Consider the following 26,129-nt stretch of genomic DNA (forward strand, 5'->3'; position numbering starts at 1 on the left):
TCATATATGTTCGTTTAGGTGTGCTGACCGCAAAAGGGATTTACTCGTGTTAGCACGCATACAGCTGTGCATAAATGGGGAAAAGCATGAAAGATACTCAGCCCTCACGTAAGTTATCGGCCAGACGCCCAACCAGTGAAGATGTGGCTCGTCTGGCGGGCGTTTCCCGTGCGACCGTTTCGTTTGTGATGAATGATGTGCAATCCGCCAGCATCTCGAAAGAGACACAGGCGCGCGTCTGGGAGGCCATTGCCCAGCTTGATTATCATCCCCACGAAGCTGCGCGCAACCTGCGCAGCCAATCATCGCGTATTCTTGCCACCGCCATACCCGACGCCAATAATCCTCATTACCTGCAACTGTTCTCAGGCGTTGAAGCGTACGCCAAAGAGAAAGGCTATAGCGTCTTTCTTTCCACGACCAATTTCAAGGCTGAGGAGGAGAAGCGCTGCTTTGATTGGCTCAAGCAAAAGCGCAGCGATGCCTTGATCATGATCTCAGAGATGGAACGCACGCTTTTGGAAGAGCTACGTACCATTCATCAGCATAAATACATCGTCACCTCGGTCGGCTCGACCATCGTCAACAAGCTCAATCTCGACATCGACAGCATTATCACAACGCCACGGCTAGGAGAGCAATTAATCCTGAAGCATCTGGCGGAGCTGGGGCATCGGCGTATTGGATACATTTATGGTGTGGCGAACATCAATACCCTGGGAGATCGCCTCACAACCTGTCTGGAGATCCAACAGGCGCTGGGTATTCCGGTAGTTGAGCAATGGATTCGTTCGTGTGATCCATCGCAGGAGGGAGCCTATCAGGCTACCCGCTTGCTGCTGGATACATTTTCTCCCGCTGAACGTCCTACCGCGCTGATCGTGGTTAATGATCTGCTGGCCACGGCCGTACTGGCAGCACTGGCAGCCTCCCATGTGGCCGTCCCTGAGCAGATGAGTGTGGTTGGCTTTGATAATATTGCACCATCCGCCTACACTATTCCTCCTCTGACAACGATCGATAACGATGGCTTTCATCTGGGATGGGAGGCCGCTCGTATGACCATCGAACGCCTTACCGTCCCTGACCGGCCATCGGTACGGCTGGAGCTAGCACCGAAACTCATCGTACGTCAGTCGACAGGACCGGTGTCGAGCGCAGCGAAGACCTTACTTGTGTTACCTTGACAACAAAATTTAATCTAAGTATACTCGATTGATATAGCACTTACTCGTGTTACCTCGATGCTTTATTTCTTACGTATCTGACAGAGACAAAGGAGTCGGCTTGATGACGGTTGTATTAACTCCCACGCGCTTGCGCTGCGAATATCTGACGAATCCACTGGCGATAGACACGACTCATCCACGATTGAGCTGGATACTACAGAGCGAGCAACCAGAGAAGCGTTCACAGTATCAGAGCGCATATGAGATCCTGGTGGCCAGTACGCAGGATTTGCTTGCTGCCGATCAGGGAGATTTATGGGATAGCGGACGCGTAGCCTCCTCGATATCGGCCCATCTACCTTATGCAGGCCAGGAGCTTGTATCCAGCCAACGCTGCTGGTGGAAGGTACGCATCTGGGATCAAGATGGTCAGCCATCAGCCTACAGCGAGCCAGGCTCCTGGACGATGGGGCTTCTGACGCCCGATGAGTGGCAGGCCCGGTGGATTGGTCTGGAGCGCTCAGCCCTGAGGATCGCTGAGATTGATCCGCCGCTGGAAGGTCTGGTTGCAAGTCCCTATTTGCGCAAAGCATTTCATCTCTCCAAAACCGTCACCGCTGCCAGGCTGTATGTGACCTCTCGAGGAGTCTACGAATTATCCATGAATGGAGAGCGCGTCGGCGAAAGCTTATTTTCTCCCGGCTGGACCGATTATCACAAGCGTCTCCAATATCAAGCGTACGATGTTCAGCCGCTCCTGGCCACCGGAGAAAACATCATTGGAGCTATGCTTGGCCCCGGCTGGTACAGCGGCTACATTGGATATGCGGGACAACATAGTATCTATGGCTCTGCTATGCAACTGCTCCTTCAATTGCAGATCAGCTACAGCGACGGTACGAGTCAGACTATTATTTCAGATGAAAGTTGGAAAGGGTCGACAGGACCAATCGTCTTTTCCGATATGCTGATGGGCGAAACCTATGATGCTCGGCGCGAACTGTCTGGATGGCTTGAGCCCGACTTTGACGAGAGCTCCTGGCAATCTGTCACTACCGAGGAACGAGATCAGACGGCTCTTGTCTGTGATAAAGCGGAGCCTGTACAGATCACTCAGGAGGTTGCTGCGCAAGCCGTGACTATCCTTGCATCCGGCCATGCTATCGTTGACCTGGGACAGAACATGTTAGGCTGGATGCGTTTCAGTGTGCGTGGAGAGTCTGGCTCTCAAGTACAGTTACGCTTTGCCGAAGTCCTTAATCCAGATGGAACGATTTATACCGAGAACTTGCGCGCCGCTCGCTCGATAGATACCTACATTCTGAAAGGCGATGGCCTGGAGAGCTTTGAGCCGCACTTTACCTTTCATGGTTTTCGCTACGTCGAAGTGAGCGGTTATCCGGGAGTGCTCGACAAAGAAGCCTTTACGGGTCAGGTCATCCATTCCGCGACTCCCAGATCAGGCACTTTTGAATGTTCAGATGCGATGGTGAATCAGCTCCAGCAGAACATTGTCTGGGGACAGCGCAGCAACTTTCTGAGCGTGCCCACCGATTGTCCGCAGCGCGATGAGCGTCTGGGGTGGATGGGCGATGCGCAGATCTTTGTGCGTACGGCCGCTTATAATATGGATGTTGCGGGATTCTTCACAAAGTGGATGTTCGATGTGGCCGATGCTCAATCGCCTGCTGGAGCTTTCTCTGACGTGGCTCCCCGCGTAGTTGATGAGAATGATGGCGCACCAGCCTGGGGTGATGCTGGCATCATCGTCCCGTGGACGATTTATCAGATGTATGCCGATGTGAGCATCCTTGAGCAGCATTATGAGGGGATGACGCGTTGGATTGAGTATATTCAGCAAGCCAATCCTGATCTACTCTGGAGCAGGCAGTTGAATAACAACTTCGGAGATTGGCTCTCTATCGAAGCGGACACGCCTCGTGAGGTTCTCGCCACGGCCTACTTCGCCTATGATGTCCAGCTGCTTTCAAAGATTGCCAGCGTACTCGGTCGTCAGGATGATGCTCAAAGGTATCGAGAGCTCTGGCAGAGGATCAAAAGCGCCTTTAATGCGGCCTATGTGGACTCCGACGGCCGGATTCAGGGCGATACACAGACGTGCTATGTGCTGGCGCTCCTGATGGATCTCCTCCCGACAGACCTGAGATCGCGGGCTGCTCAGCATCTTGTCGACGACATCGAGCAGCGTAACTGGCACCTCTCGACGGGCTTCGTCGGAGTCGGATATCTTTGTCCCGTCCTGAGCGAAACTGGACACAATGACGTTGCCTATCGCCTGCTCCTCAACGACAGTTATCCATCGTGGGGATACTCTATCAAGCACGGAGCCACCACCATCTGGGAACGCTGGGATGGCTGGACCAGCGAGCATGGCTTTCAGACTCCCGAGATGAACTCTTTCAATCACTACTCTCTTGGTTCCGTCGGACAATGGCTCTATCAATACGTTGCAGGTATCGACATTGACCAAGAGCATCCAGGATATCAACACATCAACATACATCCCTATCCCGACAGCCGACTCACCTACGCCCATGCCGAATATGACTCATTACACGGACCCATTGGCAGCCACTGGTCGCAAGATAATGGCTTACTAACGTTGCGTATCAGCATTCCGGCCAACACAACCGCTACCGTCAGTATTCCCATCTCTGAAGGGCATCATATTTATGAAGGAGACTTGCCAGCCGACCAGGCCATAGGCGTCACGTATGCCGGTAGCGATGGCCGCCGCCGCCTGTACACAATCAAGTCGGGACAATATACCTTTTTCGAAAAGTAGCGTTGTATGCTTTCTTCCGTGACTCGTGGCATGCCACGTTCCATCACGAGACGCAAGAAGGTATGATTGAAGAAGTCTTTTTCTGCCCATACTGCTATAGTATTGCCATGAATGAGAGTGAATCTGGTAAAGGAGAGCAGAATTGTTTAAAGACATCCCAGCATTTTCTGGTTTTTCGACCGATGATGTGCAAAAGGCTAAAGAGTTTTATGGTCAGGTACTTGGGCTAGATATTTCTGAAACGCATGGCATGCTTCAGCTTCATCTTGCAGGAGAGAATACCGTCCTGATATATCCAAAGGCTAACCATACGCCGGCAACGTTTACTATCCTTAATTTTCCTGTGGATAATGTTGAGCAGGCTGTGGACGAACTGATCAGTCGAGGAGTGCATTTTGAGTCCTACAATGAGAGCAAGTTGGTAACAGACAGCAAAGGAATTTCTCATGGGGGAGGCCCAAAGATTGCCTGGTTTAAAGATCCTGCGGGCAATATCTTATCGGTGCTCGAAAAAGATGCATGATCTTTCGTGAGCTCTGCTGAGTTAGGAAGGATGTTGCGCATTTTTTGCTGTTGGGGGACACTTGTTTTTTGCTACCCAGCGTTCTATAATCATCCATGATGATTGTTGGGGATCAAAAGGCAAGGATGGTGTGTGATGCCAAAGCGTGCGCAATATCGAGTTGTCTGGTCGCCGGAACGGGCAACCTATTTTCTCTGTCAAGCTGGGAGCCTGGAAGATTTTTCTCTCTCCGAAGGTAGCGAGGACTGGTTGCGCTGGCTGGAGGAGCATTCTGCGTTTGCCTTTGATGGTCGCGATGGGCATCTTAATGTGCTGAAAGAGAAGCGTCGACGTGGAGCCGATGGCTACTGGTATGCATATCTGCGTCGCGATGGGCAGATGATCAAGCGTTACGTGGGTCGCAGCGAGCAGGTGAGTATGGAGCTTTTGGAGGAGGTTGTGACTCTGCTATCAAAGCTTGCCAGCGAGGGGCCGACGAGCTCGTCACCGGCAGACACCTATCAAATGCCCCCTCAACCAGCTCTTCTGCCCACCATCCAATTCGAGCCGCTGCTGATGTCCAAATTACAGGTGCCTCATTTGCAGAGATCGTTGCTGGCGCGAGAGAACCTGCTGGAGCGTCTCGACAAGGCTCTGGAGCGCAAGCTGACGGTGGTGGCTGGTCCGGCTGGCTATGGTAAGACGACGCTGATTGGTCAATGGATTGCTTCTCGAGCTGTGCATGTGAATGCTTTTCGGGTCGCTTATGTGACTCTGGACGAGAAGGATAACGATCCAATCCGTTTCTGGCGCTATCTTATTGCTGCCTGTCAGACCTTTCAGCCAGATTTTGGTAAAGAGGCGCTTGCCTTATTGCTCGCGCATCGGCTACCTCCCTTTAAGTCGCTGGAAATGATGGTGACGGTGTTCCTGAATGAATTGAGCCAACTTGAAATTCCAGGCGTTCTGGTGCTGGATGATTTCCATGTACTTGAGCGATCGGCGGTCACAGAAACGCTGAGCTTCGCTCTTGAGCATCTGCCGAGCTCTTTTCATTTAGTCATCCTTATTCGTGGAGACCCTCCGTTCTCGCTGACGCGCCTACGTGCGAGCAATGAATTGCTCGACATCTATCCTCCATATCTTGCGTTCACGCCGGAAGAGACGCGCACCTTTTTGGAACAAGAGCTTGGTTTTACGCTGACCCCAAATGCTCTGCGTCAGATTTATGAACGTATTGTCGGTTGGCCGACCGGTTTACGCTTGCTCATCAAAGCGGTTAACGAGCCGGGTTATCCACATAAGGATATTGAGTCGCTGCTGGGGAATTTTGCCGGAAGCCATTGGAGTATCCAGGATTATTTTCTCAACGAAGTGCTGCACACACTACCGCCGCCGCTGCAAGAATTTTTGTTGCAGACCAGTGCATTACCTCTGCTTTCTGCTTCCCTTTGTGATGTCATTCTGGAACGTACTGATAGCGCACAATTGCTGAGCACACTCAGTGGAGGCGATCTTTTCCTCATACGGCTCAATGGGATTAGTGAGTGGTCATTTTATCAATCACCCTTTGCTGTAGCCATGCAGCAGGAGGCTCATCGGCGTCTGGGAGAGAGCTGGTTATGTCAGCTTGCCGCACGGGCAAGTATCTGGTACGAGCAGTATGGATTTCTGGCGGAGGCTATCGAGACGGCGCTCAATAGCACTGACTGGAAGCGTTCGTCCAGACTAATCAAGCAACTTCTGCATGATCAGCAGCAGAGTAAGATTCCCACGGTGCCCGAATGGTATTCCTTGAATCGCTGGATGGGACGCTTGCCGGAGGATGAGCTGAGACATCATCCTGATATTTGTTTGCAGTATGCGATGTCGTTACTCTTTATCCAGATGGAGAGTGATCGTAGTTTAACAGGGAAAGAACGCATTTATCAGTTGCTCCAGGTTGCGGAGCAAGCATGGCGGGATGCGAATGATATGGAGAAACTGGCGGAGGTCTTTGCCTTTCGGGCACTGCTGGAGCGTCAGGAGGGAAGAATGCTCCAGGCAGTTACCTGGGCTAATCAGTCCCTGGCCTGGCTTCCCAGGGATAATCTTACCTGGCGCAATCTTAGCCTGACTGTGGTTGGCATCGGCGAGTTACTGGATGGTGATCTTAATCTTGCTCAGAGCCTGCTGCTAGAAGCGCTGGCGATCAGCGAACGGCAGGGGAATACTCTTTACGCGCGTGCTACCAGAGGGATGCTCACCGGGCTGCGTTTTGAGCGTGGAGAGCTGCGCCGTCCCTCCGAGCAGTTTCGTCAGATGCAAGCTGAGGCGAGAGAACAAGAAGATCGCGACGATATCGCTCATACTCAGATAGGGTTGGCGCTGATCGAATATGAGTGGAATCATATCGTGGAGGCAGAACTGGCCGCACGTGAGGCATTGACGATCGGTGAGCACATGCATGTTGAAGAGTTTCGGGCTCGCTCGTTGACGCTTCTGGCTCGGATTGAGTATGCGCTTGGTCATACAGAACAGGCACAACATCTCTTGATCGCCTGGTTGGCACATGTACAAAGTCCTCCCAACCCTCACATCAATCAGCTGATGCGCGAGGTAGCGTTTACATTGGCACGTATCCAACTTGCAAGTGGCGACCTCATCTCAGTGGAGCGCTGGTGGGATAGCATCAATTACGATGAGAAGAACGTACCTCTGCTGCAATTGCAACGTGAACAACTATTGCATCTGCGCTTCCTGTTGTCTCAATCGCAAGGAGAGATATCTACGGTGATCGAGGAACTGCAAGGTTTGCAGGCAGTGGCTCTAAAGACAGGGCATGGGTACCTGGGATTAGAAGTGCAGGTTGTCTTGACGCTGGCATATGCTCGGCAAGGATCAGATGCCAGAGCGCGTGTGCAACTGCATGAGCTATTGAATGCGACACGCAATGAAGGTTATCTGCGTTTTTTTCTCGACGAAGGTGAACAATTATTCAGTATATTGCGTGGACTTCTTCTGCATCTGCGTGAGAGTGCGCTGATAGCCTATGTGCAGCATCTTATCAGTCTCTTTGCCCTGGAATGCGGTATGCAGATGAAGGATAGCAAACCTGAGGTAATGCTTTTGCCAGAGCCATTGAGTCCACAGGAACAGAAGGTTTTGCGCTTACTGATGGCAGGCAACTCCAATGCGGAGATCGCACGAGAGCTCATTGTCTCCGTTAATACCGTGCGTACTCAGGTTCAGAGTATCTATCGTAAACTGGGCGTCAAGAATCGTGTGGAAGCGAGTGCTGTTGCCAATCAGCTTGGCTCGCTGGCTTGAGAGATCAAAAAGAGCCGCATTAAAAATCATCCAGCGGATCATGCATAGTGGTGATGACGACTCATCCCTCTGAGAATTATAGTTGGGACAGTTATGAACTGAACAACTATCAGATTGGAGGGTATTACTTTGAACACATCTGATATCACAACATCTCAAGTGGAAACGCCCGATGAGAAACGATCCGCTCCGAGCCGGAAAGCCATCATCTTTCTTTTAATCGTTGCGTTTTTGAACACCATGGGGATGACCATTATTGCCCCCGTTATCCCATTTATGACATTGCAGCATTTGAGCGATCCCAGAGACCTCGCCATCGTGGTTGCCTGGATGACCTCGATCTATGGCATCTGCCAGCTGATCGCCTCGCCGGGACTGGGCCTGCTCAGCGATCGCTTTGGACGTCGTCCCGTACTCTTTGTGTGCCTGTTGGGATCAGTGATTGGCTATCTGCTCTTCGGATTGGGCGGCTCGCTCTGGATTCTTTTTCTGGGTCGCATCATCGATGGCTTAACTGGAGGCAATTATGGCGTTATCTTTGCCTATATGGCCGATATTACCGAACCAGAGGAGCGCGGCAAATACTTTGGGATCGTGGGAGGCATTTCAGGTGCGGGTTTTATTGCGGGGCCAGCCATCGGTGGACTATTGGCAACTATCAGCTATAGTGCTCCCTTTATTGCAGCCGCAGCGGTCATTTTACTCAACCTTATCTGGGGCTTTTTCTTCTTGCCTGAGAGCTTGCGTAAAGAACATCGTGTCGCTGCGATCCAGTTGCGCGACCTGAATCCTATCAAGCAGTTGCGCGATGTCTTTATGACTGGTAAGTTGCGCTGGCTACTGATCGCCAGTTTTCTTTACTTTCTTCCCTTCTCAATCTTGATTTCGAATCTGACCATCTTGTTGAAGGATAGCCTGGGATGGGATGCTACGCAGGCGGGCCTCCTCTCATCTGTTGTCGGTATCGCCGATATCTTTGTACAGGGAATACTGGTCGGTCAATTGTTAAAGATCCTTGGCGATGTGAAATTAAGTATTGGATCTCTGCTTCTGGTTGCAATCAGCTACCTCCTGATTGGAGCCATCACAATCATCGCCTCACCGATCCTCTTGCTTGTCGGCGTGATCCTCTTCGCAGGATCGGGTGGTCTGGTCGAGAACGCTCTGCGTGGTATGACTTCTCGGTTGGCTGGATCTGAGCAGCAAGGAATTGTTAGCGGCGCCAGTCAATCGATGGCGTCATTGGCGATGATCGTTGGTCCTTTGCTTGGTGGATTGCTCTATGTGCAGCTTGGACATGCCATCCCCTATTGGACAGGCACACTGATTATTATTCTGGCCATCTTCGCTGTTGTTCTGACCATCCCTCCACAGCCAAAAGCTCATCAAGAGTAAAAGCAGGCCATCTGGATTACCTATGGCTGTGATCCAGATGCTTCCCGGAATTTGTACTGCTCCTGGGATCTCCCGTGCCATATTGTATCGCTCTATCAAGGAGTCAGGAGCAATCACGTAATTCGTAAATTTTTGCCCATATCATTCTATAAAATGCGCATACAGTTAGAAAGGAAAACTAGATGTCTACGAAAGAGGAAAACCAGATGTTAACAGAGATGGACTACGATGTGCTCGTGGTAGGGGCCGGTCCTGTTGGCTTGATGCTTGCTACAGAACTACAGTTGGCGGGAGTCCGGGTGATAGTCGTCGAGCGGCGGACGGAGCTCGATACCGCGACCAAGGCAGGGGGGATCAATACCGCTACTGCCGAGATCTTCGAACGGCGTGGCCTGCTTCCCGCATTGGAGGCAGTAGGAGGGCCGCGTGGGGAGCAGAGAAGAGCGCCTTCTGTGGGGCACTTTGGTGGAATTCAGGTTCCAGCAGATCCCGTCGATGAGGAGGATCCTGGCCTGCGCGGCCATGGTCCAGCCTGGTATATGATAGTTCCGCAGATCGAGTTGGAGCGGATTCTTGGTGAGCGTGCGGTGGAGCTGGGCGTCGAGGTACGGCGTGGGGTGGAGGTGCGTGGATTCGATGCGGAAGAGGCCGGCGTCACTGTTCATCTACAAGATGGAGACGACTTGCGTGTGGCGTGGCTTGTTGGCTGTGACGGAGGCCGCAGCCTGGTCCGCCACCAGGCGGGCTTCGATTTTCCTGGCACAGACCCGGTGATCACGGGCCGACAGGCGGTGGCTACTATTGAGGGGGTGGAGCTCCTGGGGCAAGGCTGGCAGCATACTCCTACCGGCGTCTACGTCTATGGGCCGAGGCCAGGTTGGATTCGCACCGTTGAGTTGAATGGCCCTCCGGCGGACCGGGAGGCACCAGTCACTGCGGCCGAGATGGAAGCCAGTCTACGGCTTGTCAGCGGCGTCGATGTGCGCGTGACCGATGTTATCAGCGGCTCGCGCTACACAGACAATGCGCGACAGGCATCGACTTATCGGAGCGGTCGTGTATTACTCTGCGGCGACGCTGCCCACGTACACTCGCCGTTCAGCGGCCAGGGACTGAATCTGGGGATAGGCGATGCGGTCAACCTGGGCTGGAAGCTCGCTGCCACCGTGCAGGGATGGGCACCCGATGGACTGCTTGACACCTATACCAGCGAGCGGCACCCGATTGGTGCCTGGGTACTTGATTGGACGCGTGCGCAGGTGGCTGTGATGCGCGGCGATGCCTACAGTTGTGCCCTCAGGGATGTGGTCACTGATTTTCTCGGCACGCGGGATGGAGCAACTTACTACGTGAAGCGGATTTCTGGTCTGTGGCAGCGCTACGACCTGGGGAACGATCATCCGCTGGTCGGTGCGACGATGCCCAAACTCCAGCTGGACGACGGCACACGGCTCTCCGACTACACTCATGAGGGTCGGTTCTTGCTCGTCGATCTTGCCGGGGACGACCGGCTGGCAACTCTAGTTATGTCCTACGCGGGACGTTTGGAGTTGGTGCAGGGGCATTCGGACGGCGCCGAAGTGAGCGGTTTGCTGGTGCGTCCTGATGGGTTCGTGGCGTGGGCGTCGGACGACAGTGTTAGTGACTTTTCTGGCCTGGAAGCCGCCCTGACGCGCTGGTTAGGAGACGATACGGGTCGCTCTAACTAATCCATTATTGAGTACGCTTCATCCGAAAATATGTCGACTCTTTGCAATTGCGTAGTTCTTACTTATCATCTGCACCCATACAAAGGCTCGCGAAGAGTAACAGCAAGGCATCTGAATTACTGCCATAGATAATTTAGATGCCTTCTGCGTTTTTTGTTGTCGCTACAATGGTGACTTTATTGGATGCCCCAGGCGAAATCTGTGGCATTGGCGATCAGATCTTTTCCTATCGATGTGCCTATGGTGTATACCTGGATACTTTTTGTGCTTCCATTGTCTGCGGCAAACGATGTTCCATTGGCGTTCCAGGATATGTGGTTTGGATCTTTTATCGCATAAGTTTGCATACTCGCTGGATTGTTTACGCTACTGGTATAGAGTGTGGTGTAGCTTTCAAGCAGGATATGTTGGCTGTCGGTGGACCACAAAAGTGTTACATCCCCGCTATCAACTTTCTCTGTAGAAGGTACTTGCGTAAAGATTGGTGTTGTTGTGTTCCCCTTTTTGAGATCGACCAGTATCAGTTTACCCTGGGGATGCTCTACATCCGTAGTATCTATGGCTGAGGTAATAAGATGAGCCCCATCGGGTGAGATATCCCACGATAGATTGATGATTGGACCATTTTGCTGACCTAATTGGCAGGCAATCTCACTTCCAGCGTCGAATATCTTTGTGAATACCTTTACGCTGGAGACATTTCCGTTAGAAAGAGGATAGCTATAGAGCATAAGGTGTGATTTGCCGGCACTATCAGGCGTTGATATGATTCCGTAATACAACTGTCCATTTCTCACTGATAGAGAGAAGATGTTCTGATTGTAGGTTGGCAGTTTTGATTGTGGAATCAATTGTGTGGCAGTTTGAGTTGTGAAATCATATTGGTAAATACCATTAGAGTACCAGGCTAACAGATGGGTGTCATCCTGCACAGCTATATCTGCCCACAGGCCATCTAAGGGTATTGCTTGCGATAGGCCTGGACCTTTGAGGGTCGCAGCTGTAGTTTTCATGGTGGTAGTATCGATCACAAAAAGTTGTCCCATGAGTGGCAGACGTAAGCAGTAGTTGCCTCCGCGTGCACTGTTTTCCACTGTGAAGGCGATGTAGCGATCCTGATCAAACCAGAACAGTTTGCCCCAGGTAGTAGATGATTGGCCTCCCGTAAAATTTGTGGCTTGTGTTGGTGTTTGTCCATTGAGTGCGACCCATACTTGATTATCACGTACAAAGGCGTAGTCTTTGCCCGTGCCTGCCGTTTGATTGTTGTTACCTGTTTGGGTTGGAGTTGTACCGGTGGTTGCTACAATGGTTGGACTTGGTGTTGCTGTGGGTGTTGTAGTCGTTGAAGCTTGAGTGGTGGTCCCGCCAGATCCACACGCTCCCAGAAAAAGACACACCAGCATCAATAATGTTCCTAATGTGAAAGTATTTCTGTCAATCAGTTTTTTCATAACAGTACCTCATTGAGCATATATATTCAAAATATAATTTATATACATATAATAATATGCTGGCTGATTCGCTGTCCATGATATTATTGTGATCCATTTCACTTCCATTTTGTGACCTACTCCATATTCGTCGCTCTCAATCTGCTTGAGAGCGACGAATATGGATCGAGCGCGATATGTGTTCAGCGTTCAGTACCTTTCAGAGAAAGTGAGAAATCTTTCCGTCCCAGAAGCATATGCCCGCTGACGTAGTGGCGTTAGCTTAACCATATCATCTCCAAGATGGGACGTTTCTGGTAGGAGAATATGCTCTGACAATCCGGCTCGGAAAGTCGAGAGTCGGCTCTGTTAGCTCATCGAGCCGGGCAACGTGTGCGGGTGCAAGTTGTACATCGAGTGCAGCCAGATTCTCTTCAAGTTGCTTGAGTGTACGAGCTCCAATGATGGTTGAGGTGACACCAGGACGCCCTTGCACCCATGCCAGAGCTACTGCCGCACTCGTTGTATCTAATTCGTGAGCAATTTCGCCTAAGGCCTCGATGAGCTCATAGTCTTTCTGTGTCAGAGTGGGCATTCCTACATTGCGATCTCCTTTGACCGTCCCGGCGTTTTCGCGTGTGTATTTTCCTGTCAATACTCCGTTATTCAAGGGACTCCACGGAGTCACTGCCAGGCCAAATTCTTGAGCCATTGGAATCAGTTCACCCTCAACGGTTCGTTGTCGCAAAGAGTATTCGAGCTGCATGGCAACAAGCGGTGTCCATCCCCGAAAGTGTGCGATGGTTTGAGCCTGCGCGACTTTCCAGGCAGGGACGTCGGAGAAACCGATAGAGCGGATTTTTCCTGCGGTCACAAGATCATTAAGGGTGCGCATTGTCTCTTCGATAGGAGTCAATTGATCCCAATTATGGAGCCAGTACAGGTCGATATAGTCGGTCTGTAAGCGCCTGAGCGACTGTTCGCACTGCTCGATGATGGCTTTGCGGCTTGCTCCTCCACCATTTGGATCTTCCCGATAGAGGTTGAAGAAGAATTTGGTCGCCACAACGAGACGATCTCGGCGTACGTGATTCTTGGTGATGAAGTCACCAATGATCTTTTCTGAATGACCATCGGTATAGATGTTTGCGGTATCGATGAAATTGCCGCCAAGTTCAAGATAGCGGGCAAGAATAGCCTCGGCATCGGCCACGCTGCTTCCCCAACCCCAATCTTCTCCAAACGTCATCGTTCCAAGGGCAAACGGGCTTACGCGCAAGCCAGATGTTTTGAATGTAACATATGTGTCTAAAGGCATTGAAAGCTCCTCTTCTGATTGCTTTAAATGATTGCTTCAAGGCATCAACTTTTTAGGGAGCAGGAGCAAGCTCACAAGAGAGACTTTTCGCCAGGAAGAACCTCACAAAGATTGTTGCCACCGTTCCCATGCTCTACTTGTATGATACGAGAGGAGTAATTGGAGAGTCTTTCACTTTCTTGCGTCAATTTTTGTCGAAAAATGGGGAAAGGAGATACTTTTTCCGTGGATTTGTCGATATCTGAGTGGCGTTTCTCCCAGGCGTTCTTTGAAGGCGTGGGTAAAGTGACTCTGGCTCTGAAAGCCAACTGAGAATGCTATCTGCGAGAGGGGCCAATCAGTCTCTTTGAGGAACTGTTGGGCGGTCTCAAGTCGTGTGCGTATTACAAATTGATGGGGCGTCTCGCCTGTGCTTTTGCGAAAGAGATGGGCAAAATGATACGCGCTCAGACCCACCTCTTGAGCTAATGTTTCCAGCGCGAGCGAAGTATGAAGGTGCGCCAGGATATAGTCGGTGAGTTGCGTGATTTGCCGACGAGTCAGGCCCTGTGTGCTATCCTGGATCTGAAGAGGTGCCCTGGCCGCCAGATAATGACTGAGAAGATGAGCCGTAAGCATCTGAGCCGCAGAATCGGCATAGAGTCGTCCAGTGGGTGCGGCCTGTTCCAGTGCTCGAGGGAGAGCAAGGGCGATCTGTGTCAAGAGCGGGTCCCGGAAACCAGAAAGGGCCGGAAGTTTCAGATGGGCCTGATCATCCTGCATCATTTGTGCAGTGGTTCGTGCGAATAGCTCCGCATTCAGGTGCACTTGCAGCGACTGAATCGGTTCGGTGGAGAGGTTATGCCAGGAGACATCATAGGAGACGGAGCTACCAGGAGTCAAGAACAGGTCACCTGGGCGGGCATGTACTTTCTCCAGCATGCCATCTGCATCTCTGCTTTCCAGGTACAGAGTTCCTTGTTCGACCAGCACCAGATGAATGTCTGGGATCGTGGGCATATTCGCTTGCCCATGCTCGAAAGGCAGAAAGTCGGTGCTTACCGCTATATTTTCCCACCCGGCTTCTATACTGGATAGGATCGGCGGGTTATTGCTAGCTTGCTCCAGGTGATGCATTGACGCAATCTGGGGAACCATGGGTCCTTCGGTAGTCATGTTTTTATTATCCAATCAGTCTCCTTTACTTCAAGTATAGCATAGTAGGAGGTTTACCGTGCAAGCAGAAAGAGGCCAAGTGAAGTGGGGATACTGATTATGAGGATGCTGCATTTAGAAGCTACGGGAAACCTCCTCGAGTATCAGACGATGAGGGCACCGCCGTCAACGGGTAGGACGATGCCTGTGACGAACGATGATTCATCGGAGACGAGATAAAGAACGCCATTGGCATAATCCTGTGTGCTGCCATGCCCGAGGGGGATGTGGCGCTGGATCGGTTCGACGCCGCTTTTGGCCCAGGCCAGCTGCTGCTCTTCGACGTTGGCGTTGATGGCGGTCGGTGCGCCGAGCGGTGCCAGGGCGTTGACGCGTATATGATGGGGAGCCAGCGAGACAGCTAATGCTCTGGTCAGGGCGTCGACGCCACCTTTGGAGGCGATGTAGTGGATCTGATGGGGACTACAGACTTGCGTTGAAACGGTTGATATGTTGACGATGACTCCTTTGTTCTGCTTGATCATGATGGGAGCAACCGCTCTGGCAAGATAAAACATGCCGGTGAGGTTGATGCTGATGGTTCTGTTCCAGATTTCGTCGGTGATGGAGAGCAGGTCTCGGAATGGACAGATACCGGCGTTGTTGACAAGGATATTGATCCGTCCATATTTTGTTGCGACCTCCTCTACCGCTTTGTTGACTTCGGTAGAGGAGGAGACGTCGGCAGTGATCGCCTCGACCTGCACTCCTTGTGCTCTGGCAGCTGTGATTACTATCTCGACGTCGTCCATATTCTGATCCAGGATCACTACGTCAGAGCCGTGTTCAGCCAGCACCTGGACAATGTTGGCTCCAATGCCTCGAGCACCACCTGTCACAATTGCCACTCGGCCCTCCAGTTTGCGCATATAGCACCTCTTTACGCCAGAATATCATAGTTGATGTGAATACCTAATCCAGGTTGCTCGCTGGGTCGCAGGCGACCATGTTCAGGATCGGGAACTCCCAGCACGGAGGCCGCCGGACGACCTTTCGCTCGATCCCAGGTGCGCACCCATTCGGCGAATGGACAGTTGACCTGGCTCTTGATCAGATGTTGACCTGCTGCTTGCAGTCCTCCGGCGTGCGGGACGACGATGATGCCCCAGGCCGAGGCCATGGCGCAGATGCGCCGAGCTTCTGTGATCCCACCAACCCAGGCCACATCGGGCTGGAGGACTGAGATAGCTCCTGTACTGATCAATTCACGATGTCCCCAACGCGTGTATTCATGTTCACCGGTTGCCAGTGCAACTGGTCCCGTATAATTGGCGAGCTTTTCGTAGCCGCGAATGTTGTCTGGTGGCAGGGCCTCTTCGATCCAGCGGACACCGTACGGCTCGACGGCGTCGATCATGCGGATGGTAAACTCGACGTCCCAGGCCATGTAGCAGTCCAACATGATATCTCGCGTGTTGCCGATGCGCTCTCGACATTCCTTCACGAGATCACGATTCTTGAAGACGCCTGCGCGACCATCTGCCGGCCCATAAGGCATTGCCAGCTTTACCCCGAAGAACTCATTTTCATCCCAATCGGCACGATCATTTGTCGTCTCGTAGACAGGCACATCATCTTTGGTTGCCCCGCCCAATAGGCGATAGACCGGTTGCTTCAATGCCTTGCCCAGGATATCCCACAGGGCGCAATCGACACCGCTGATCGCCATGGTCGACAGACCTTTGCGATCATAGGGGGACGCTGAGCGAAACATCTGATCCCATAGACGCTCGATGTCAAAGGGATCTTCTCCAACCAGGAGATGAGCGAAATGCTCTTCGACGATCGTCTTGACGGCGTAACCACCATCTGCCACTGCGATCCCCTGGATGTCTTCGTCGGTGTCGATGATGACCGCCAGTGCCGGGAATCTGGCCGACCACAGTGAGCGTTTCGCGGCGTACTTTGGATAGATCGACATCGGATTGGCAATCACCGTCTCCGATAACCATGAAGGCTGCGAAATAACCTCTTCTTTGAGGATCAAAGGTTTACAACGCACTTGCGTGATTTTCATTGTTATATTCCTTATGAAAGAGCCCGATGTTTGCTGTTTAACTAACACGTAATAGTAGTTTTGGGAAGAGGGCGGGACCATCGATCTGTTCGTCGAAAGCCTGCTTGCCCGTCGCGAGAGGACGGATATCCAGCCAGGATTCATCCGGGACGATACGTCTGTTTTCGAGGAGATGCTGTGCTCGTTGGAAGTCTTGATCGGTATAGCAGAACGAGCCAACGATCTCTATCTCCTGGCGCACAATCACGTTGCCAGGGATCGCTGTCTCATCGAGATGGAGTCCAATGAAGACTACGCGTCCGCCGGCTCTGACAGAAGCAATGCCATCCTGACGCGTCTTTGGCAGCCCAACGGCATCGATGACCCGATCGACTCCGTCTGGACACCATTTCTGGATCTGCTCTTTCACGTCGTCGTGCAGCGGATTGAGCGTATCAGTGGCCCCCCAGAGATGTGATTTCTCCAGACGAGCATCGTTTGTGTCCACAATGATGCAGCGGGATGCACCTAGCTCTTTGGCGACTCGTAGAGCCATCAGACCAATAATGCCCGCACCCATCACCAACACTACATCATCGAGCTGCGTTTGTGCCTGCACGTTGGCTCGCACAGCGCACGCCAGCGGCTCGACCAGTGCTCCCTGGAGCTCGCTCTCGATCGGATAACAAGCGCCTGCTGGCACCGCCACATATTCTGAGTATCCGCCTGGCCGATGGATGCCCACAATGGATTTGCTCGGACAAAGCTGTCTCAGCCCTCTCAGACAATAGTGGCAATGTCCACAGGAGAGCAGCGGATTAACCGTTACCAACTGACCAATCTCCCAACCTTTTACATCATCGGCTGCATCTGCGATTGTCCCACTAAACTCATGTCCCATGATCAGAGGAGGGATGCGCAAGCTATTCTGTCCCAGATAGCCAGAGAGCTCCGATCCACAGATGCCTGCGATAGCAACCTTGATCAATACTTCTCCAGCCGCCGGCACCGGCTTCTGATCCTCCTGGATCTCCAACTGACGTGGCCCCGTCCAAATAAGACTTTTCACCTTTTCATAACCTCCCAGGCATCATTGCCAACGTGACTCAGAGGAAACTACTTACACGTTTTAGTAAAAGTATAAGGACGTCCGGCTCGATTGTCAAGGCCAAAAGTAGCGTCGCACGCTCGCGTGCGATGTCCCAGTAACTCGTATGAGACAGCAGGAGCTTGGCGTATCACGCTGACCAGTCTGATTGTACGTCGAGTGGAACATCGCACGCGAGCGTGCGACGCTACTACTCTGTCAATGGTCATCGTGACGTTGCCCGGACAAGAAGGATGACCCCTTGAACCAGGCATCCACGTTTGCCGACGTAGCGCCGTGGTCTTGTAATTCGCTTGATCGCGACGTACCCGGCGGCCTCGTGACGTACGTACTGTTCAATTTTGTCACGCAATAGTGAAAGAAAAGAAATGCAATTGTGCATGTGGGGGCTGATATTCAGCAGTTTCGCACGTGAACTGGCCGCCGGGTACGTCGCGATCAAGCGAATTACAAGACCACGGCGCCACGTCGGCGAGCCTCTCACCTCATTGGGATCGCGTTTTCAATGCGACATCGGCGCGGCTCCGCCGTGCTGTCTGTGACTCGTCCGACCACGCTCCCTATGGGGTTCCATTGCGGGATCTTCCCACCGTGGATCGTCTCGTCTGCGTTGCTTTCAGATGCACATGGGACGTGTTCGTGCGGGAAGTGACAGCACGGCGGTACGTCGCGATCAAGCGAATTGCCGCGCCGCTACGTCGGCTAGCCTGAGCGCCTGGTTCAAGGAGCCATCCTCCTTTGCCACGCAACGTCCTTCTGTGTTTTGACAGAGCACTACGAGACGCGTTTATTGCGTTGTTGCTGTTGCAGGCGGCTCTGCCAGACGACAACGATCAGCAGGAAGATGCCGCGAATAACATTTTGCCAGAATGAATTGAGATAGAGTCCACCGCCATTATCCAGCGTATAATTGTTTTCGAGTTGGAGAATCTCCACGATCATGCCTAATAGCAGCGTTCCGACGAATGTCCCAAAGACCGACCCGACGCCTCCGCTCAGGAGTGTTCCTCCGACGACGACGGCGGCGATGGCGATCAATTCCCAGCCATTGCCTTCTGTCGCTGAGCCGCCGTTCAAGTTGATACTTAAAAGCACTCCTACCAGTCCTGCGAGGGCTCCGCTGAGTGTGTAGACAAAAAAGATTGTCCGTCTGACCGGGAGACCCATCAATTGAGCGGCTTCAGCATTGCCTCCAATGGCCAGCACATAGCGTCCGAAGCGTGTATAGCGCAGGACCAGCATCCCGATCAAGAAAGCTATGATCAGTAGTGGAACGGTAAAAGGAATACCATTGCCAAAGGTGGTCCCGGCGACTGTCGTATAGTCACTCTTCTGATCAAGATTGATGCTGGCGGCGTCGTTGATCAGTCTCAGGGCGATGCCGCGTACGATATAGAGCGTTGCGAGCGTGGCGACAAATGGTGGGACGCGCATCCAGGCAACGACGACTCCATTGACGATCCCGACCAGGGTGCCTGTGATGATTGCTGTGATCAGTGCGTAGAAGAAGCCGTGAGGACTGCTGAGCGCCGCGATTACGCTGGCGATTGCAGCCGTTCCTCCGACTGAGAGATCGATGCCGCCGGTCATAATCACAAATGTCATTCCCAGTGCGATCAGTCCAAATTGCGCGTTAAAGCTCAGGACGCTATAGATGGTAAATGTATCGAAGTTGTCATAACGGATGAAGCTGAAGATGACGACGATGATAAGTGCGATCAGAGCACCTTGCTGGCGTAGCCTTTGTGTGGCCTGCGGAAGGTATGCTTTGATCTGGCTGAAGCGCGCGGTTGTTTCAGGCGCATCTGCCAGCGTCTCAGTATCTGACTGTGGTGAAACCTTTGACATACGTAGAGCCTCCAAACTCGTTAAGCTGCTTTGCGCTGACGCTGGAGAAAGACTGCCAGGACGATGAGTATACCGATGATGACGCTTGCAATATCATCTGGCACGTTGAGCGAGACGACTGTTTGACGGATAAGTTGGATAAAGATTGCACCAATCACTGTTCCCATGATCTTGGCGCGTCCGCCGGTCAGAGGCGTGCCACCCACGGCGACGGCCGCAATCGCATCGAGCTCTTTGCCCAGACCGTCGGTGACCGGATTGGCGGCGGAATCAAAGGCGATATAGGTTAAGCCAGCTATTCCGGCCAGCAGTCCGCTGATCGCGTAGACAATGATCAGGATACGGGTCACAGGTACGCCAGCCAGGCGGGCCGCCGATTGATTGCCTCCCGCCGATAAGAGATAACGACTGAATGAGGTGGCACGCATCAGCCAGGCAAAGATAGCGACGATCACAGCCATCAGAATCACCTGCTTGGGTAGAAAGCCAAAGACATTGCCACTCAACCAGCTCACGATGGGGGCGCTTAAAAAGGCAAACTGGAAGCCGTTGACGGTAACTTCTGCGACCCCACGAATGGTGATCAGGGTGATCAGGGTGGCTACGATGGGCTGTACTTTGAAGCGTGTCACAAGTAGTCCATTGAAGGCTCCTATCAACGTCGCCACGGCCAGGACGATTGGGATCGCTACGGCGGTACCCAGCACGATATTGTGGATTCCAAACAGCTTGCCACTGAAAATGAGATAGGTTAAGATGCCGGTCAGCCCCATGATCGAGCCGACGGAGATATCGATACCGCCGGTTGCGATTACCAATGTCATGCCGACGCTCAGGATCAGCGTAGGAGTCACGTGTACCAGGAGATCGGTGATCGAGATGACCGATTTGAACTGATTGGTAAAGAAGAGATTAAAGATGATAAGTACGACAAGTGCAATCAATGCTCCGTAGTCTTGTCCAAGCGTGCGCCACTGCTGTGGGACAAGATTACCTGACTTGAGAGCGGTCAAACGTTGGTCTAAGCGAATCATGCATCTTCTCCCGTGCCAGCATGTACCTGGCCGTGTGCCATTGCCGTCAAGATAGCATCTTGTGTGAGACCTTCACGCGAAAGCTCGGCTACCGTGATACCGTCGCGCAATACAACCACGTGATCACTCCCTTCGACGATCTCTTCGAGCTCCGAGGAGATGAGTAAGATACCCATTCCGGCCACAGCAGCCTCTTCGACCAGCTTCTGAATCTCGCTTTTGGCTCCCACATCGATCCCACGCGTCGGTTCATCGAGGAGCAACAGGCGTGGATTCAGGCAGAGCCAACGCGCCAGCAACACTTTTTGTTGATTGCCTCCCGAGAGTTCGCGGATCTTTTGCTCTGGTCCGGCGGTCTTGATGCCCAGACGCTGGATAAAGCGCTCGACTATTTCGGCTTGCTGCTTGCGATCGACGATGCCATAGCGCGTCAATGTTGGCAGCACCGCCAGTGTGAGATTTTCGCGTACGGAGAGATCTGGGATGATGCCGTCGATCTTGCGATCCTCGGAGCAGAAGCCGATGCCGGCTCGGATTGCATCCTCGGGCGTGCGGAAGTGAACCGCTTTGCCGTCGATTGTGATTGTGCCGCCATCAATCGTATCAGCGGCAAAGATAGCGCGAGCCACCTCGCTGCGTCCCGAGCCCAGTAATCCAGCCAGACCGACAATCTCGCCTGCATGGACTGTGAGGTTGGCATCCTGGAGCTTGCGTCCTTCACGTAGACCTGTAACATTCAGTAGTGATTCCTGTCCCACATTATGACGCGTGACATCAAAGCTTGTCTGACCGCTGCGTTGCACTATCCCGATCTCTTTGCCGAGCATCTTTGCGACCAATTCGAGCTTGCTGATCGTGTTGATGGGTCTCTCGTCGACCGTCGCGCCATCGCGTAAGATGGTGATGCCGTCACAGATTGAGTAGAGTTCGTCGAGGCGATGGCTGACGAAGATTGTCGCGACCCCTTCTGCTTTCAACTGGCGGATGACGTTGAAGAGAGTTGTCACTTCGTCGTCGTTGAGTGAAGATGTTGCCTCGTCCATAATGACGAGCTTACTCTTGAAGGAGATTGCTCGCGCAATTGCCACCATCTGTTGCGTGGCGATATTGTATGTATTGAGTGGCTTTGTGACATCAATCGAGATATGGAGTTGCTTCAGTAACGTGTTGGCTTCAAGATGCATCTTCCGCCAATCGAGCAGCCCCCAATGGAAGATCTCACGACCCAAAAGAATATTTTCAGCCACGCTACGATAAGGGACAAGATTGATCTCTTGATAGATAGTGCTGATCCCTTCACGCTGTGCTTGTTGGGGGGATTGAAATGTGCGGGTGCGTCCATCAAAGCGAATCGTGCCCTCATCAGCACGATAGACACCTGTTAGAACTTTGATCAGCGTTGATTTCCCCGCACCATTCTCGCCAATGAGGGCGTGAACTTCGCCTGGAGCTACATGGATCGAAGCATTGGAAAGTGCAACCGATCCGGTGAAGCGCTTGGTAATATGTTCCATATCCAGGAGGAAATTATTTTCTTGCATAAATGTACCTTTTTTGATCGTTGCTTCTCACCCTTTTGACCATTTCGAGGTTGCTCTACGCCATCGAAGTGACGTAGAGCAACCTGCTATGTGGACTCTGTGAGGTATCGATGCAAATGCCTGGATAAAGACTAGAATGCGTCTGGAAGATAGGCCTGTGCCGAGCCATCGGCCTTTTTGAAGACTTTATCTGGTTGAACAACCCAGGCGGGTAGATCTTCACCCTTGATGTACTTGCCGAGGCTCTGGAAGACTAACGGGCCAAGGCGTGGATTCGATTGGACGACGGCGTACTCTTCACCGGAGAGGACAAGATTCGTGGCGTCTTTTGTGCCATCGATAGAGACAACCTTGATATCCGTCCCTGGCTTTTTGCCCGCCGCTTTGAGCGCTGTGATAGCACCGATCGCCATCTCGTCATTGTGTGCGAAGACTCCCTTGATAGTGGGAAATTGTGAAATCAGGGTCGACATGACTTGCTGACCCGTGGAACGATCAAAATTGGCGGTCTGCTCGGCGACGATTTTAATGCCGGGAGCTTTCGAGGTCAGTTCTCCGTCAAAGCCACCACCGCGCAAGATGGCGGGTGATGATCCAGTTGTGCCGGTAAGCTCGACGATGGTTGCCTTGGTGCTTGGCCCACCTAATGATTCGATCAGTGCATCGGCGGCCAGTGCGCCCTGTTTTTGGAAGTCCGAACCAACAAACGTGGCGAAATCGCGACCCGGTGTGGCCAGACTCTCGTTGACATCACGGTCGACAACGATAACCGGAATGCATGCTTTACGGGCGTCGGTGACTGCTTTCGCTTCAGCATCTTCGGTATGTGGATCGACAAGCAGGACATCAGGTTTGTCATTGATCAGATTCTGGATATCCTGCACCTGTTGGACATCTGAATTATTCGCGTTTGTCTTCAACAGCGTGTATCCCGCAGCTTTGGCCGATGACTCGATGCTGGCTTCTTCGGCAAAGCGCCAGGCACCATCGAGTGCATTTTGTGACCAGGCTACCTTGTGGGCGCTTGTCAACTGGACTAACTTGGTATTGCTACCAGGAGTACAGTTCGGATGGATACTGGTGCTACTGGTATTACTGCTGTTCCCACACGCCATGAGTGTCATACTCATAACTGTGATCGCAGCAATATTCATTACCACAGACTGTTTAAAACGAGGCCAAGGAAAATGCATCATAGAATTAACCTTTCAATTAGTCAAAATAAAAAATGACGTGACAACTGTGTCTGGCGACCCTCGCTCTGTATGATTGAGGGTCCCTGGCGATGGTTCCTCCTGATGAAGCTACAGCGTTAATTGCAGTACAGTGATCGAAAAAGGAAGAAAGTTATTATGAAACGAGGAACTCCGGGTACTCAATTGATGGGTGACCGGAAAGATCTTCGTAGGAGTAGTCAAGGGGTTAGATGTCTCGCTGCTGGATTGTTCGCCATTGATCATCATGCTCTCCTTATAGATCATCGCGCTAACTCATAGAGACATCACAACTTTATGATGTTCGCCAGGGATGAGATCGCCTGCTTACGTCGCTTGTAGCCACAAGGAACGTTTCGCGTAGAGAGAAAAACAGCCCGGGAAAATGAGAATGTAGAGCCAATTTAGCTGCTAGATTGTGCGCTATTGTGTTGATCAGAGCAGATTATAACGGGAATATGCATAGGTATTCAGAAATATCAGAGTAGTCTCGAAATTTCATCCAGAGCATACCATATAGAGAGGTAAATCAGCTATCATAAATATAAAGCACGACTTGATAGTTTATAAATAGCCAGTCAGGATCAATCTTCATTTAGTATTGCTATTGTACATGTAAAATAATTAAATGTCAAGGATAAATTTGATAGAATCGCGCAAAAAATATGCGTGAACACGCACACTTATTGCGCGATACCCAGATACAATGGGCTTCGGTTAGCTTATAAGAACTCTTTTGCGCGTTCGTGCGATCTTGCGAAGAAATATCCGCTGCTTTTTTTCCTCTTTTCTGTTTGTTGAAACGGCAAGTATCAAAAGGCTGTGCTGTAATGGATGTGCTATTCTACACATGAATTACAGCATCACTACAAAATTTAGCTAAAGAGAAATAGATCCCTAAGGTGGCGCTCAATGTTGTTAATGGAAGATCCATGAAAGATGCCCATAATATAGTGATCAGGTCGCAGTAGGAGTAAGACATCGTGCCTGTTGCGGAGGAGTTGATGCAGTACGCCTTCGCTATCTATAATCGTTGTTGTAGTGGAGTGTGGCTCTAAATTTGAAGTTTGATCTGGTAGAATCGTAATGAACTGTGTATCCAGATGAGACCATATGCTCGCTTGTGGTGGAGTCCATGGTGGTGCCGATCTTTCATATAGTTTGAGTAAGGCGAAGCGTTGCCCAAGGACCTGATCGAGGCGTAGCTGTTCTCCCTGGTTTGTCTGGATATACGGCTGTGGGAGCAATTTCCCTGTCTGCGCGGACAAGGTGGTCAATCGGTGTGGGAGGAGCAACTGGCTGCGCTGATACTTTGGTTGCGGTTTGACATTCATCTCTGTGAGTTGTGTGCGCAGAGGTGCAATCCTGGTGAGGCTGTGGATGGTAAGATCTCGTATCTGTGCCAGCGCATGTTGTGTTGGCATGATCAGCGTGCCCAGAATCGATGAGAAGAAGATCATTTGTGTGACGTGAGGAAGCCTTTCTTGCTGATACGTGGCAAGCAGTTGCTGATGCATATTTTTTTGCAGCCTTAATTGGAGCTTCCAGCATAGATTATATGCGTCGCGCAGACCACTATTCATCCCCTGACCTCCGAAAGGAGGCATCAAGTGTGCGGCATCGCCGAGGAAGAAGATGCGTCCACTGGAGAACGTCTCCGCAACGGTTGCATGGAATGTGTAGATGGCTTTGCGCGTGATGGGTGCCAGATAAGCATGCTCTAATGATCGGTTGCCCTCGGGCAAGCTCGCGCTCGTTCGCTTGATCAGCAAAGCGATCGTGTCATCATGGAGCAACTGTGCTGCCCGCTCGCGTGGTTTGAGTAAGAATTCCCAGCGTCTGCGACCCTCTGGAGCGGGTACCGAGACGGCAGGTCGCATGGGATTGCAGAAAAAGATGATTGGTGCGCTGTGAGCATGTCCGTCAACGCTATCGACGACGAGCCAGCGCTGTGTGTGTTCAGTGCGTGGTTTGTGGTTATGAGTTGCATGCGTCCGCTTTGGCATAGGAAGCAGATTGCGCGCAGCGGGCGCTTTGAGCTCGATGCCACTCAGACGGCGCAGCGTGCTGCGACCACCGTCACAGGCCAGAACGTATGTGCAACTGAGCGATTGCCGCTCCTGCTCTGCTGTGAGCAGATCGATTGTAACGCTTTCTTCTTCTTGCTTGATAGCTACGACTGTGTATCCAAAGCGGGCTGTCACGCAGGGGAAGCGTGCCAATCCCTGATAGAGGATACGTTCGAACTCTGGCTGATAGAAGGTTGAAATCTGTGGGTAACCATAACCCTGTTGCGCTGGCGCGACTTTCACCAGATACTTCCTTTGCGAGACGTAATGCGCCTCTACCGCCAGCCGCATGTGTGCCAGGATCTCAGTGCTTAGCCCGAGCGCCTGACAGATACGTAGCCCCTCATCGTCGATGGTGATCGCTTTGGGATCGTTACTCAGACCGACGTGACGCTCGATCAATACCGTCTCGATACCGGCCTGCCCCAGCAGATTCGCCGCGACGAGTCCTGTTGGACCTGCTCCTATAACTGCAACGCGCACT

At 52.0% G+C, this 26,129-nt stretch carries 20 protein-coding genes; 7 read left to right on the top strand and 13 right to left on the bottom strand.

Translation table 11 applies throughout. The features are described from left to right. Positions 1 to 86: 86 nt before the first annotated feature. The 6 genes from AC27N8_RS26970 to AC27N8_RS26995 all read left to right on the top strand — a co-directional run bounded on the left by AC27N8_RS26970 (position 87) and on the right by AC27N8_RS26995 (position 10,890). Entirely contained in the window at positions 87 to 1,187 is a 1,101-nt protein-coding gene (locus AC27N8_RS26970) for a LacI family DNA-binding transcriptional regulator (protein ID WP_487071234.1), read from the top strand. Positions 1,188 to 1,290: 103 nt separating this feature from the next. After that, positions 1,291 to 3,975 (top strand): family 78 glycoside hydrolase catalytic domain, encoded by a 2,685-nt coding sequence (locus AC27N8_RS26975; protein ID WP_487071236.1) that lies wholly within the window; start codon positions 1,291 to 1,293, stop codon positions 3,973 to 3,975. A gap of 142 nt (positions 3,976 to 4,117) precedes the next feature. Continuing rightward, positions 4,118 to 4,498 (top strand): VOC family protein, encoded by a 381-nt coding sequence (locus tag AC27N8_RS26980; protein WP_487071238.1) that lies wholly within the window; start codon positions 4,118 to 4,120, stop codon positions 4,496 to 4,498. Positions 4,499 to 4,633: 135 nt separating this feature from the next. Further along, positions 4,634 to 7,786 carry a winged helix-turn-helix domain-containing protein gene (locus AC27N8_RS26985; RefSeq protein WP_487071240.1) on the top strand — a complete coding sequence of 1,051 codons (3,153 nt, stop codon included), beginning with the start codon at positions 4,634 to 4,636 and terminating at the stop codon, positions 7,784 to 7,786. Positions 7,787 to 7,915: 129 nt separating this feature from the next. After that, positions 7,916 to 9,181 (top strand): MFS transporter, encoded by a 1,266-nt coding sequence (locus AC27N8_RS26990; protein ID WP_487071242.1) that lies wholly within the window; start codon positions 7,916 to 7,918, stop codon positions 9,179 to 9,181. Between the two features lie 182 nt (positions 9,182 to 9,363). Further along, positions 9,364 to 10,890 (top strand): FAD-dependent monooxygenase, encoded by a 1,527-nt coding sequence (locus tag AC27N8_RS26995; protein WP_487071244.1) that lies wholly within the window; start codon positions 9,364 to 9,366, stop codon positions 10,888 to 10,890. 176 nt (positions 10,891 to 11,066) lie between these two features. Here AC27N8_RS26995 and AC27N8_RS27000 read toward each other — a convergent pair whose 3' ends face one another. The 6 genes from AC27N8_RS27000 to AC27N8_RS27025 form a co-directional block, all read right to left on the bottom strand. After that, positions 11,067 to 12,344: a hypothetical protein gene (locus AC27N8_RS27000; RefSeq protein ID WP_487071246.1), complete on the bottom strand. Its 1,278-nt coding sequence runs from the start codon at positions 12,342 to 12,344 to the stop codon at positions 11,067 to 11,069. A 271-nt stretch (positions 12,345 to 12,615) separates the two neighbouring features. Beyond that, positions 12,616 to 13,641, bottom strand: a complete 1,026-nt coding sequence (locus AC27N8_RS27005; RefSeq protein ID WP_487071248.1) for an aldo/keto reductase — start codon at positions 13,639 to 13,641, stop codon at positions 12,616 to 12,618. Between the two features lie 171 nt (positions 13,642 to 13,812). Next, on the bottom strand, positions 13,813 to 14,811 hold the full coding sequence (locus AC27N8_RS27010) for a helix-turn-helix domain-containing protein (protein WP_487071250.1): 999 nt from the start codon (positions 14,809 to 14,811) through the stop codon (positions 13,813 to 13,815). Positions 14,812 to 14,939: 128 nt separating this feature from the next. Further along, positions 14,940 to 15,704 carry an SDR family NAD(P)-dependent oxidoreductase gene (locus AC27N8_RS27015; RefSeq protein WP_487071252.1) on the bottom strand — a complete coding sequence of 255 codons (765 nt, stop codon included), beginning with the start codon at positions 15,702 to 15,704 and terminating at the stop codon, positions 14,940 to 14,942. An 11-nt stretch (positions 15,705 to 15,715) separates the two neighbouring features. Further along, the gene (locus AC27N8_RS27020) at positions 15,716 to 16,852 is read right to left on the bottom strand and encodes an enolase C-terminal domain-like protein (RefSeq protein ID WP_487071254.1); all 1,137 of its coding nucleotides are present in this window, start codon (positions 16,850 to 16,852) and stop codon (positions 15,716 to 15,718) included. 37 nt (positions 16,853 to 16,889) lie between these two features. Next, positions 16,890 to 17,900, bottom strand: coding sequence for a galactitol-1-phosphate 5-dehydrogenase (locus AC27N8_RS27025; RefSeq protein ID WP_487071256.1), 1,011 nt, complete (start codon positions 17,898 to 17,900; stop codon positions 16,890 to 16,892). A 90-nt stretch (positions 17,901 to 17,990) separates the two neighbouring features. Between AC27N8_RS27025 and AC27N8_RS27030 the strand changes: the two genes are divergently transcribed. Then, a complete protein-coding gene (locus AC27N8_RS27030) occupies positions 17,991 to 18,176 on the top strand; it encodes a hypothetical protein (protein ID WP_487071258.1) in 186 nt (61 codons plus the stop codon). Between the two features lie 323 nt (positions 18,177 to 18,499). Here AC27N8_RS27030 and AC27N8_RS27035 read toward each other — a convergent pair whose 3' ends face one another. From AC27N8_RS27035 to AC27N8_RS27065, 7 genes are all read right to left on the bottom strand, one after another. Beyond that, on the bottom strand, positions 18,500 to 18,688 hold the full coding sequence (locus AC27N8_RS27035) for a hypothetical protein (protein ID WP_487071260.1): 189 nt from the start codon (positions 18,686 to 18,688) through the stop codon (positions 18,500 to 18,502). A gap of 25 nt (positions 18,689 to 18,713) precedes the next feature. Further along, complete coding sequence (locus tag AC27N8_RS27040) at positions 18,714 to 19,787, bottom strand: ABC transporter permease (RefSeq protein WP_487071262.1); 1,074 nt, start codon at positions 19,785 to 19,787, stop codon at positions 18,714 to 18,716. Between the two features lie 20 nt (positions 19,788 to 19,807). Further along, entirely contained in the window at positions 19,808 to 20,821 is a 1,014-nt protein-coding gene (locus tag AC27N8_RS27045) for an ABC transporter permease (RefSeq protein ID WP_487071264.1), read from the bottom strand. Continuing rightward, positions 20,818 to 22,362 carry a sugar ABC transporter ATP-binding protein gene (locus AC27N8_RS27050; RefSeq protein ID WP_487071266.1) on the bottom strand — a complete coding sequence of 515 codons (1,545 nt, stop codon included), beginning with the start codon at positions 22,360 to 22,362 and terminating at the stop codon, positions 20,818 to 20,820. Before AC27N8_RS27050 ends, AC27N8_RS27045 begins: the two co-directional genes overlap by 4 nt. A gap of 131 nt (positions 22,363 to 22,493) precedes the next feature. Continuing rightward, positions 22,494 to 23,558: an ABC transporter substrate-binding protein gene (locus AC27N8_RS27055; RefSeq protein ID WP_487071268.1), complete on the bottom strand. Its 1,065-nt coding sequence runs from the start codon at positions 23,556 to 23,558 to the stop codon at positions 22,494 to 22,496. 108 nt (positions 23,559 to 23,666) lie between these two features. Further along, positions 23,667 to 23,825 carry a hypothetical protein gene (locus AC27N8_RS27060; protein WP_487071270.1) on the bottom strand — a complete coding sequence of 53 codons (159 nt, stop codon included), beginning with the start codon at positions 23,823 to 23,825 and terminating at the stop codon, positions 23,667 to 23,669. 626 nt (positions 23,826 to 24,451) lie between these two features. Then, positions 24,452 to 26,128 carry an FAD-dependent monooxygenase gene (locus AC27N8_RS27065; protein WP_487071272.1) on the bottom strand — a complete coding sequence of 559 codons (1,677 nt, stop codon included), beginning with the start codon at positions 26,126 to 26,128 and terminating at the stop codon, positions 24,452 to 24,454. Position 26,129: the final 1 nt, after the last annotated feature.

It is taken from the genome of Dictyobacter sp. Z7_2 (assembly GCF_057551105.1).

Excerpts from the sequence above, each read along its gene's own strand:
- AC27N8_RS26970 (WP_487071234.1), top strand. The coding sequence starts at position 87 with ATGAAAGATACTCAGCCCTCACGTAAGTTATCGGCCAGACGCCCAACC.
- AC27N8_RS26975 (WP_487071236.1), top strand. The coding sequence starts at position 1,291 with ATGACGGTTGTATTAACTCCCACGCGCTTGCGCTGCGAATATCTGACG.
- AC27N8_RS26985 (WP_487071240.1), top strand. The coding sequence starts at position 4,634 with ATGCCAAAGCGTGCGCAATATCGAGTTGTCTGGTCGCCGGAACGGGCA.
- AC27N8_RS26995 (WP_487071244.1), top strand. The coding sequence starts at position 9,364 with ATGTCTACGAAAGAGGAAAACCAGATGTTAACAGAGATGGACTACGAT.
- AC27N8_RS27000 (WP_487071246.1), bottom strand. The coding sequence starts at position 12,344 with ATGAAAAAACTGATTGACAGAAATACTTTCACATTAGGAACATTATTG.
- AC27N8_RS27005 (WP_487071248.1), bottom strand. The coding sequence starts at position 13,641 with ATGCCTTTAGACACATATGTTACATTCAAAACATCTGGCTTGCGCGTA.
- AC27N8_RS27015 (WP_487071252.1), bottom strand. The coding sequence starts at position 15,704 with ATGCGCAAACTGGAGGGCCGAGTGGCAATTGTGACAGGTGGTGCTCGA.
- AC27N8_RS27020 (WP_487071254.1), bottom strand. The coding sequence starts at position 16,852 with ATGAAAATCACGCAAGTGCGTTGTAAACCTTTGATCCTCAAAGAAGAG.
- AC27N8_RS27040 (WP_487071262.1), bottom strand. The coding sequence starts at position 19,787 with ATGTCAAAGGTTTCACCACAGTCAGATACTGAGACGCTGGCAGATGCG.
- AC27N8_RS27045 (WP_487071264.1), bottom strand. The coding sequence starts at position 20,821 with ATGATTCGCTTAGACCAACGTTTGACCGCTCTCAAGTCAGGTAATCTT.
- AC27N8_RS27050 (WP_487071266.1), bottom strand. The coding sequence starts at position 22,362 with ATGCAAGAAAATAATTTCCTCCTGGATATGGAACATATTACCAAGCGC.
- AC27N8_RS27055 (WP_487071268.1), bottom strand. The coding sequence starts at position 23,558 with ATGATGCATTTTCCTTGGCCTCGTTTTAAACAGTCTGTGGTAATGAAT.
- AC27N8_RS27060 (WP_487071270.1), bottom strand. The coding sequence starts at position 23,825 with ATGATGATCAATGGCGAACAATCCAGCAGCGAGACATCTAACCCCTTG.